The sequence below is a fragment of the Micromonospora sp. NPDC003776 genome, from assembly GCF_053605645.1.
This window is the reverse complement of the sequence record NZ_JBSGJR010000302.1, coordinates 1-8,101: the sequence shown is the minus strand read 5'-3', so window position 1 is coordinate 8,101 and position 8,101 is coordinate 1. Positions and strand designations below refer to the sequence as shown.

General features: G+C 72.1%; 12 protein-coding genes and 1 pseudogene. 5 read left to right on the top strand and 8 right to left on the bottom strand.

What is annotated here, in order from left to right; genetic code table 11:
• Positions 1-232: 232 nt before the first annotated feature.
• Positions 233-580: a thioredoxin gene (trxA, locus tag ACWEVO_RS22580; protein ID WP_452309513.1), complete on the bottom strand. Its 348-nt coding sequence runs from the start codon at positions 578-580 to the stop codon at positions 233-235.
• On the bottom strand, positions 550-942 hold the full coding sequence (locus ACWEVO_RS22575; protein WP_452309512.1) for a MerR family transcriptional regulator: 393 nt from the start codon (positions 940-942) through the stop codon (positions 550-552). Before ACWEVO_RS22575 ends, trxA begins: the two co-directional genes overlap by 31 nt.
• Before the next feature lie 123 nt (positions 943-1,065).
• On the opposite strand from ACWEVO_RS22575, the gene ACWEVO_RS22570 reads away from it, so the two are divergent.
• Both ACWEVO_RS22570 and ACWEVO_RS22565 read left to right on the top strand, forming a co-directional pair.
• A complete protein-coding gene (locus ACWEVO_RS22570) occupies positions 1,066-1,725 on the top strand; it encodes a dienelactone hydrolase family protein (RefSeq protein ID WP_452309511.1) in 660 nt (219 codons plus the stop codon).
• A 68-nt stretch (positions 1,726-1,793) separates the two neighbouring features.
• A complete protein-coding gene (locus ACWEVO_RS22565) occupies positions 1,794-1,979 on the top strand; it encodes an antitoxin (RefSeq protein ID WP_452309510.1) in 186 nt (61 codons plus the stop codon).
• A 71-nt stretch (positions 1,980-2,050) separates the two neighbouring features.
• Here the strand turns inward: ACWEVO_RS22565 and ACWEVO_RS22560 are convergent, their stop codons facing one another.
• Positions 2,051-2,953 (bottom strand): SMP-30/gluconolactonase/LRE family protein, encoded by a 903-nt coding sequence (locus ACWEVO_RS22560; RefSeq protein ID WP_452309509.1) that lies wholly within the window; start codon positions 2,951-2,953, stop codon positions 2,051-2,053.
• Between the two features lie 97 nt (positions 2,954-3,050).
• Here ACWEVO_RS22560 and ACWEVO_RS22555 point away from each other — a divergent pair, with 97 nt between their 5' ends.
• The gene (locus tag ACWEVO_RS22555; RefSeq protein WP_452309508.1) at positions 3,051-3,506 is read left to right on the top strand and encodes an Lrp/AsnC family transcriptional regulator; all 456 of its coding nucleotides are present in this window, start codon (positions 3,051-3,053) and stop codon (positions 3,504-3,506) included.
• A 52-nt stretch (positions 3,507-3,558) separates the two neighbouring features.
• On the opposite strand, the gene ACWEVO_RS22550 is transcribed toward ACWEVO_RS22555, so the two are convergent.
• The 4 genes from ACWEVO_RS22550 to ACWEVO_RS22535 form a co-directional block, all read right to left on the bottom strand.
• Entirely contained in the window at positions 3,559-4,155 is a 597-nt protein-coding gene (locus ACWEVO_RS22550) for a hemerythrin domain-containing protein (protein ID WP_452309507.1), read from the bottom strand.
• A 94-nt stretch (positions 4,156-4,249) separates the two neighbouring features.
• On the bottom strand, positions 4,250-4,912 hold the full coding sequence (locus tag ACWEVO_RS22545; RefSeq protein ID WP_452309506.1) for an HAD family hydrolase: 663 nt from the start codon (positions 4,910-4,912) through the stop codon (positions 4,250-4,252).
• 74 nt (positions 4,913-4,986) lie between these two features.
• Positions 4,987-5,679, bottom strand: coding sequence for a C39 family peptidase (locus tag ACWEVO_RS22540; protein ID WP_452309505.1), 693 nt, complete (start codon positions 5,677-5,679; stop codon positions 4,987-4,989).
• A 207-nt stretch (positions 5,680-5,886) separates the two neighbouring features.
• Complete coding sequence (locus tag ACWEVO_RS22535) at positions 5,887-6,411, bottom strand: N-acetyltransferase family protein (protein ID WP_452309504.1); 525 nt, start codon at positions 6,409-6,411, stop codon at positions 5,887-5,889.
• A 60-nt stretch (positions 6,412-6,471) separates the two neighbouring features.
• Between ACWEVO_RS22535 and ACWEVO_RS22530 the strand changes: the two genes are divergently transcribed.
• Both ACWEVO_RS22530 and ACWEVO_RS22525 read left to right on the top strand, forming a co-directional pair.
• Positions 6,472-6,897: a MarR family winged helix-turn-helix transcriptional regulator gene (locus tag ACWEVO_RS22530; RefSeq protein ID WP_452309503.1), complete on the top strand. Its 426-nt coding sequence runs from the start codon at positions 6,472-6,474 to the stop codon at positions 6,895-6,897.
• A 53-nt stretch (positions 6,898-6,950) separates the two neighbouring features.
• Positions 6,951-7,781: an alpha/beta hydrolase gene (locus ACWEVO_RS22525; RefSeq protein WP_452309502.1), complete on the top strand. Its 831-nt coding sequence runs from the start codon at positions 6,951-6,953 to the stop codon at positions 7,779-7,781.
• A 77-nt stretch (positions 7,782-7,858) separates the two neighbouring features.
• Here the strand turns inward: ACWEVO_RS22525 and ACWEVO_RS22520 are convergent.
• Positions 7,859-8,101 (bottom strand): annotated as a pseudogene (locus ACWEVO_RS22520) (acyltransferase); the annotation flags it as partial.

Genomic DNA, 8,101 nt, shown 5'->3' with positions numbered 1-8,101 from the left:
GCGGCCGTCGGACGGCCGGCCGCCGGCGTCCCGGGGCGCCGTGGCCTGCGGGTCGTCGGCGGTACGCGCCAGGGACGCGCGGTCGGCCCACTCCGGTGAGGCCTTCAGCTCCTGTTCGCGGCGTTTCTGGTCGGCGAGCTCCCGCTCCCGGGACCTGTCCTGCTTGGCCATGACGATCCTCGCGATCCGTCGGGGTCCGTGGTCACCCCGCGCGTTCCCGCTCGGTGCCGGCTCAACCGTCCAGGTGCCGGGCGAAGCTCATCCGCAGGTGGTCCTTGGGCCGCGAGCCGACGATCGAGCCGACCACCTGACCGTCCCGGAACACCAGCATGGTGGGCGCGGACATGATCTGGTAAGCCCGGGTGGTAGCCGGGTTCTCGTCGGTGTTGAGGGTGACGAAGCGCAGCGTGTCGCTGAACTCCTCGGCCAGTTCGGTCAGGTGTTTCGAGACCACCCGGCAGGGCGGGCACCACTCCGCCCAGAAGTCCACCACCACCGGCCGGTCGGCGGCCAGCACCCTGGTGGCGAACGTCGCGTCGGTGACCGCGGTCAGTCGGCTCTCTTGCGTGTCCTGAGGCATGTTTCCTCCCGGTGGGCGATCGCGCGGGCGAGCTGGTCGTGCAGCTGGCGACGGACCGCGCCGAGCCGGTCGAGGTAGTCGTCCACCTCGGCGAGCTTGCGCCGCAGCACCGCCACGGAATCCGGGCAGACGTCGCCGGAGCTGTTGCCGGCCCGCAGACAGGCCACGAACGGCCGGATGTCGTCCAGGCCGAAGCCCACCGCCAGCAGGGCGCGGATCTCGTGCACGACACGCAGCTCCGCCTCGTCGTAGACGCGGTAGCCGTTGGCGGAGCGGCCTGGCCGCACCAGCCCCTGGGTCTCGTAGTACCGCAGGGTCCGGGTACTCGTACCGGCCCGCTCCGCCAGCTCCCCGATCCGCATCCGACCTCCCTGACCTGCCCGTGCCGCCCACGCTAAACCTTGCCGCCGACGTCAAGGCAACCCCGCGCCGGCGAGGTGAGGTGGGGCGAAGGGCGGGTATGCGGGGTGGGGAGGTGGGTCGGCATGGAGACGCGTGAGGTAACCGTTCCGGTGGTGGAGGGTGGGCTGGCCGCGGACGTGATCGTGCCGTCCGGGGCCACCGGGGTGGTGCTGTTCGCGCACGGCAGCGGCAGCTCCCGACACAGCCCACGAAACGTCGCCGTCGCGCACCAGTTCAACGACCGGGGCCTGGCCACCGTGCTGATCGACCTGCTCACCCCCGAGGAGGACGCGCGCGACGAGATCACCGCCGAGCTGCGCTTCGACATCGGCATGCTCGCCGAGCGGCTGGCCGCGATCGTCGACTGGATGGCGGCCGACCCGACCCTGGGCCGGCTGCCGATCGGGCTCTTCGGGGCCAGCACCGGCGCGGCCGCCGCGCTGGTCGCCGCCGCCGCCCGGCCCGAGCAGGTCCGCGCGGTGGTCTCCCGCGGTGGCCGACCCGACCTGGCCGGCAGCTCCCTGTCCGCGGTCCGCGCCCCGACGCTGCTGCTGGTCGGGGGCCTGGACGAACAGGTGATCGTGCTCAACGAGCAGGCCCAGGCCGAGCTCGGCGAGGTCGCCGAACTGCGGATCGTCCCCGGCGCCACCCACCTCTTCGAGGAGCCCGGCACCCTCGAGCAGGTGGCCGACCAGGCGGGGACCTGGTTCACCAGCCGGATGCGTGCCCCGCATCCGGCCTGACCGCGGACGGCCGGTTTGCCCTCCCCGCTCTAGGGAAGGCATTGACGTAACCGAAGGGAGACCCCGGCATGAGTGACTTCATGGACAAGGCCAAGGACTTCGCCGACCAGCACGACAAGCAGGTCGACCAGGGCATCGAAAAGGGCGGCGAGCAGGTCGACAAGCGCACCGGTGACAAGTACGACAAGGAAGTCGACAAGGGCGTCCAGATGGCCCAGCAGCGGACCGGGCAGGGCGACACCGACAACCGCTGACGTACCTCGCGCTCCCGGGTCGTCCCACCGTGGACGGCCCGGGAGCGGTCCGTCCGGGCGCGCCGGCGTGCTCACCAGCCGGGGTAGCGGACCCCGCTGACGTTCACCCGGATGCTGTAGAGCGAGCTGGACGCGCAGATGTAGAGGTGGTTGCGCTGCGGGCCGCCGAAGGTGAAGGTCGCCACCACCTCGGGCAGGTGCAGCTTGCCCAGCAGGGTGCCGTCCGGGTCGAAGCAGTGCAGCCCGTCGTGCGCCGCCGCCCAGACCCGCCCCGCGTCGTCGAGGCGTACGCCGTCGAACGAGCCGGCGTCGCAGCCGGCGAAGACCTCCCCGCCGCGCAGCGTGCCGCCCTCGGTCACCCGGAACCGGCGCAGGTGCTTCGCCCGGGTGTCCACCACGTAGAGCAGGGACTCGTCCGGGCTGAACGCCAGCCCGTTGGGCTGCCCGAAGTCGTCGGCGACCCGGTGCACCACACCGTCGTGCGGGTCGACCCGGTAGACGTGGTTGCCGCCGATCTCGCTCTCCGCCCGATGTCCCTCGTAGTCGCTGTCGATGCCGTAGCTGGGATCGGTGAACCAGATCGACCCGTCGGAGTGCTCGACCACGTCGTTCGGGCTGTTCAGCCGCCGGCCCTGCCAGCGCTCGGCCAGCACCGTGTCGGTGCCGTCCGGCTCGGTCCGGGTGACCCGCCGCCGGCCCTGCTCGCAGCTCACCAGCCGCCCCCGTCGGTCGACGGTGTGCCCGTTGGCGTAGCCGGCCGGCTGGCGGAACACCCCGACCGCGCCGGTGGTCTCGTCCCAGCGCAGCAGCCGGTCGTTCGGGATGTCGCTGAAGACCAGGTGGCGACCGGCGGGGAACCAGGCGGGTCCCTCCAGCCAGCGGCCCCCGGTCCAGATGCACTCCGTCCACTCGTCGCCGTTGATCCGGCGGAACCGCTCGTCGAGCACCTCGAAATGAGTCCTGAACCGATCCACCGCAACTGCCTCCACCCCGCGACCCTGGTTCGGCATCAAGCTAACATGACCGAACCAAAATCGGTACAGCGAGAATTTCCCCGAACGGAGGTCGTCGGTGGACGAGGTGGACCGCAAGTTGCTGGCCGCGCTGCAACGCGACGCGACCCAGTCGTACGCCGCCCTGGCCGGGGCGGTCGGGCTCTCCACCGGCGCCGTCCACGACCGGGTCCGCAAGCTCCGGGAGCAGGGCGTGATCCGGCGGACCACGGTGGACGTCGACCCGGCCGCGGTGGGCCGGGGCGTGCTGGCGTTCGTGCTCGTCGAGGCGAACGCCTGGATGGGCGACCGGCCCACCCGGGACGCGCTGGCCGCGCTCCCCGAGGTGGAGGAGGCGCACGTCATCGCCGGCCCGGCGTCGGTGCTGGTGAAGATCCGGGTCGGCACCCCGGAGCAGCTCCAGGCCAGCCTGCGCCGGCTGTTCCAGGTGGAGGGCGTCACCGGTACCCAGACCGTGGTGGTGCTGGAGAGCTTCTTCGAGCGCCCGCTCGACCCGTACCCGCCGAGCCCCTGACGCACGACGGCGGCCCCGCCCCCGCACGGGGTGGGGCCGCCGGGCCTGCGGGTCAGTGCCGCTTCTCGTGCAGCTCCGCCATCGAGGTGGGGCGACCGCTCAGCGCGTCCCGCATCCGGTCCACCAGACCGGTGCCCGGGCCGAGCAGCTTGTTCGCCGGTGGGTGGTCCGGCGCGGCGGGGTGCGGCCGGGTCGGTGCCGTCTTCTTCGCCGCGGTCACCTTGCCGGCCAGCTCGACCAGCTCCTCCCGCGCGCACGCCGCGCGCAGCCGGGGGAAGAGGTCCGACTCCTCGTCCTGCACGTGGTGGCGGATGGCGCCGGTCAGGTTCGCCAGCAGCTCGTCGAAGCGCGGGTCGGAGGGGTCGAGGGACTCCAGCTCCTTCATCGTCCGCTCGGCCTCGGCGTGCTCGGCGATCTCGTGCTCGGCGATCTGGTCACCGTCCGGAAGTGACTTGCGGGCGGCCGGGTAGACGTATGCCTCCTCCGCCACCGAGTGCCGGACCAGTTCGGCGATCACCACATCGGCGAGCTGCCGTCGGTGCTCCGGAGCGCCCTGCCGGCTCTCCAGCTCGACGAAGATCGCCTCGACCTCGCGGTGGTCCGCCATCAGGACGTCGACGACGTCGTGGCTCGTCTGCGTGTCGGTCATGTTTGCCCCTTACCGGTGGGTTGCGGAACGGCTTGGTGGGGCCAGTACCCCCGACCGATCGGGCGAACCATGTGGATGGTGCCGGGCGCCCGGCTCAGTCGGTGTGCAACAGGGCGGGCAGCTCGCCGAGGGCGGCCATCGCGGGGCCCTGCCACGCCGGGTCCGTGTCGTTGTGCTCCATGGTGCGGAGCACGGTCATGCCGACCGCGGCCGCGCCGGCCAGTTCGCCGTCGGCGCCGTCGCCGACGAAGACGCAGTCGGCCAGGTCCACGCCGAGCCGCTCCGCGGCGAGCCGGTAGATCGCCGGGTCGGGCTTGGCCAGGCCGACGTCGCAGGAGAAGACCGCGACGTCGAAGCGGCGAGCCAGCGCCGTCGAGCCCCACGCCTCGGCGGTCTCCGCGGTCGCGTTGCTGATCAGGCCGATCGGATGGCCGTCGGCGCGCAGCGCGTCCAGCACCGCGAGGGTCTCCGGGCGCACGTTGTTCAGCAGCCGGACGGCCAGTTCGCGGCGGTGGGCCGCCGCCCGGGCCACCTGCTCCTCGCTCGGCGTCCCGCCGAGCCGCCGGGCCAGGATCCGGACCGTCTCGGCGGCGTCCCAGCGGACGATCCGTTCCCGCCAGGTGGCGTGGTACGCGGCGACCAGGTCGGCCGGGGGCACCCCGACCATCACCCCCATCTCGCCGACCACCCGGTCCCGCTCCGGGTCGCCGCCGCGTACCAGGGTGTGGAAGAGGTCGAAGATCACCGGTCGCCGCACGTGGCAGATGCTAGTGGAGAGACGCCGAAGAGCCGGCCTCCCTCGTGGGGAGACCGGCCCTTCGTGCTGCCCGGTCAGGAGCTGTAACCGCGGCTGGCGATCCAGTTGGCGAGGTCCGCCACGTTCATCCAGTACGTCGGCTCGTTCGGGCTGGCCGGGTCGGCGATCAGCACCGTGTTGCCGTCGTCCTTGTACTGCACCACCGTCAGGTAGTGCCCCGTGTAGCTGTGCGCGACGCCGTCGACGTCCACCGCGCTACCGATGATGTTCGCGACGACCGGCCGGCCCTGGTCCACCGCGGCCTTGACGTCCGCCCGCAGGCGCTCGACCTGCGCCTCGGTGGCGACGTCGTCCCGGATCTCGGTGGTCTTGTACTTGCCGCCGGTGTACTCGTTGAGCACCCGGGTGATGTCGATCGCCGAGTCGGTGCCGTTCTCGGTGGTGCCCAGCTTGGCGGCCAGCTCGTCCTGGCTCACCGTCTTGCCCTCGGCGGAGAGGGCGATCCGGGTCGACGCCGGCCCGCAGTAGTAGAAGTTCGGCTGGGCCTGGTAGTCGAAGCGAGCGCTCCGCCCGCTCTTGTTGCTCTTATCGCTCTTGTTGCTCTTGTTGCTCTTGTTGCTCTTGTTGCTCTTGTCGCTCTTGTTCGCGACCACCGGCTTCGCCTGCGCCGGGGTGGCGTACGCGGCCACGGCCGGGCCGGCGACGACGCCACCGGACATGACGAGACCGGCGACGGACAGCATGCTCTTACGGACGATCGAGTTCATGTCGAGGCTCCATTCGGGGGTTGTTGCCGTCCCCGTCTCGGGGCGCAGCAGCACCGGGAGTGGCGCTCGGAGGCGTGGGCGGGGGATCCGCTCGCTCACGGGAAGTGCAACCGCTCCTGACTCTCGGTGATTCCGCTTCGGGCGTGACCGCCGACACCGCGAAACCGGACATCTGGCACGTCCAGGGGCGTAACGGAGCGGTTCGCCTCATCGAACACGCTTCTCGTAGCGCCGACAGGGCACGACGACGACCGTGTCGCCAGGTGCTGCCGGACGCCCCGTGTCCTCGGTTCCGGCCTCGGCCGCGTAGTCGATGGCCGCCGCGTCGTGCCAGCCGCAGCGGGCGTAGAACCGGCGGGCCCGGGTGTTGCCGACCGCGACCGCCAGCCAGGCGGTGTCGAAGCGTCCGGCGACGAGCCGCTCACCGGCCTTGAGCAGCGCGTCGGCCACCCCGGTCCCGCGGGCCGGCCCGGCCACGTACAGCTGCTCCACCTCGTCCTCGCGGACGGTGACGAACCCGACGATGCGCTCGTCCAGGGTGGCGACCGTGGTGGCGGTCAGGCGGGGCGGTACCCGCCGGCGGAAATCGGCCAACCGCCGGTGTTGGTGCAGCGCCTCCGGGACGTGTCCGGCGTGTCCGTCGAGCCAGCCGCGGTGCCACAGTGCGGCGATCGCCTCGGCGTCCGCCAGGTGCGCGGCGCGCAGTACGAGATCACGGGAGTTCTCCATCATTCGACCCTCCGTGCGGACCGGTAGCTTGCATTCCTAACTTAGAAGGCTAAGGTAGCGGTCATGAACCACCCGAACAACCTTGGGCTGGAGCTGCACACCCTCGTCTCCCGCCTGGAGCGTGCCGGTGACCGCATCCTGCGCGCCAACCACGGCCTGTCCTACCGGCGGTTCATGGTCCTGGTCATGGTCGGCGAGCTGGGCGCATCCACCCAGCGGGCGCTGGCCGACCGCCTCGCCGTGACGGAACCCTCGGTCAGCCGCATGATCGCCGCCCTGGCCGGCACCGGACTGCTCACCGTGGCACCCGACCCGGCCGGCGGCAACCGCCGACGGATCGCCCTGACCGACTCCGGCCGCACGTTGGTCAACCGGGCCGGCACGGAGCTGATCCAACGGCTCACCCAGCTGGTCGAGTCCAGCGGGGTGCCGTTCGAGACCTACCTCGCCCACACCCGACGGTTGAACGCCGCCCTGGAACGCAGCTGAGACACCGGCGGCCGCACCGCGACACCCCACCGGATCACCCTGAGGAGTTCCCCATGGCCACCGCCCCCGCCGTAGGGACCGTCCGTTCCGCCGACGGCACCACCATCGCCTTCCACACCACCGGCACCGGCCCGGATCTGCTGCTCGTCCCCGGTTCGCTCAGCGACGCCGCCGATTTCGCCGGGCTCACCGAGGCGCTCGCCGCCGCCTTCACCGTGCACACCGTTCAGCGGCGCGGACGCCGGGGCAGCGGCCCGCAAGGACCCGGGTACGCCATCGAGGCCGAATGCGCCGACCTCGCCGCGGTACGGGCGGCAACCGGCGCCCGATACGTCTTCGGCCACAGCTTCGGCGGCCTGGTCGCGCTTGAGGCGGCCCGCCGTGACCAGGGCATCACCAAGCTTGCCGTCTACGAGCCCGGCGTCAACGTCGGGGGCCTCATCCCCACCGACTGGATTCCGCACGCCCGCCGGTTCCTCGCCCAGGGCCGCCCGGTGGACGCGTTCGCCACGTTCTCCATCGCCACCGGGCCGGGCGCGGCACGCCGCAACCCCAGATGGCTCATGGCCGCCATCCTGCGCCTGGCCTTCCGCGGCGAGAAACGCGAGAAGGTCACCGCGCTGCTCGAACCGGCCCTGCAGGAGCACGCGGAGATCGGCCGCCTCAACGACAGCTATCCCGCCTACCGCGAGGTGTCCGCCGAGGTGCTGCTGATGAGCGGCGGCAAGAGCGACCTGGCCCACGTGGCCCCGTCCATGGCCCGGCTCACCGAGGTGCTGTCGTCGTCGCGGGTGCTCACCTTCCCGAAACTGGACCACTTCGGACCGCACCACAAGGGCGAGGCCGAGGTCGCCGAGGCGCTGGCCGCCTTCCTGCTCAGCTGATCGGTGCGGCCGCCACGGGCCGGTCCGTGCGGGCGGGTCCGCGAGGGCGCTGTCACCAGCCGGCGGGAGCGGACCGGTCAGTCGGCGGGCGGGAGGCTGCCGAGAAGACGGGTGACGGCGATCTCGATGACCACCCGCTCCGGATTGGGGCGCGGCGGGCGGTAGCGCTCGGCGTACCGGCGCTCGGCCTCCTCGATCGACGACCGGTCGCGACGCAGCACCGCGCGGCCCTCGACGGTCAGCCACCAGCGGCCGTCCACCTGGCAGACCGCCACCGCGGTGCCCGCCGGCCCGGCCGCCGCGACGTGCCGCGCCTTGGC

Bases quoted from the DNA above. Each gene is read 5' to 3' on its own strand.
- ACWEVO_RS22525 (WP_452309502.1), top strand. From the start codon at position 6,951: ATGGCCACCGCCCCCGCCGTAGGGACCGTCCGTTCCGCCGACGGCACC.
- ACWEVO_RS22570 (WP_452309511.1), top strand. From the start codon at position 1,066: ATGGAGACGCGTGAGGTAACCGTTCCGGTGGTGGAGGGTGGGCTGGCC.
- trxA (WP_452309513.1), bottom strand. From the start codon at position 580: ATGCCTCAGGACACGCAAGAGAGCCGACTGACCGCGGTCACCGACGCG.
- ACWEVO_RS22540 (WP_452309505.1), bottom strand. From the start codon at position 5,679: ATGAACTCGATCGTCCGTAAGAGCATGCTGTCCGTCGCCGGTCTCGTC.
- ACWEVO_RS22535 (WP_452309504.1), bottom strand. From the start codon at position 6,411: ATGATGGAGAACTCCCGTGATCTCGTACTGCGCGCCGCGCACCTGGCG.
- ACWEVO_RS22575 (WP_452309512.1), bottom strand. From the start codon at position 942: ATGCGGATCGGGGAGCTGGCGGAGCGGGCCGGTACGAGTACCCGGACC.
- ACWEVO_RS22565 (WP_452309510.1), top strand. From the start codon at position 1,794: ATGAGTGACTTCATGGACAAGGCCAAGGACTTCGCCGACCAGCACGAC.
- ACWEVO_RS22530 (WP_452309503.1), top strand. From the start codon at position 6,472: ATGAACCACCCGAACAACCTTGGGCTGGAGCTGCACACCCTCGTCTCC.
- ACWEVO_RS22550 (WP_452309507.1), bottom strand. From the start codon at position 4,155: ATGACCGACACGCAGACGAGCCACGACGTCGTCGACGTCCTGATGGCG.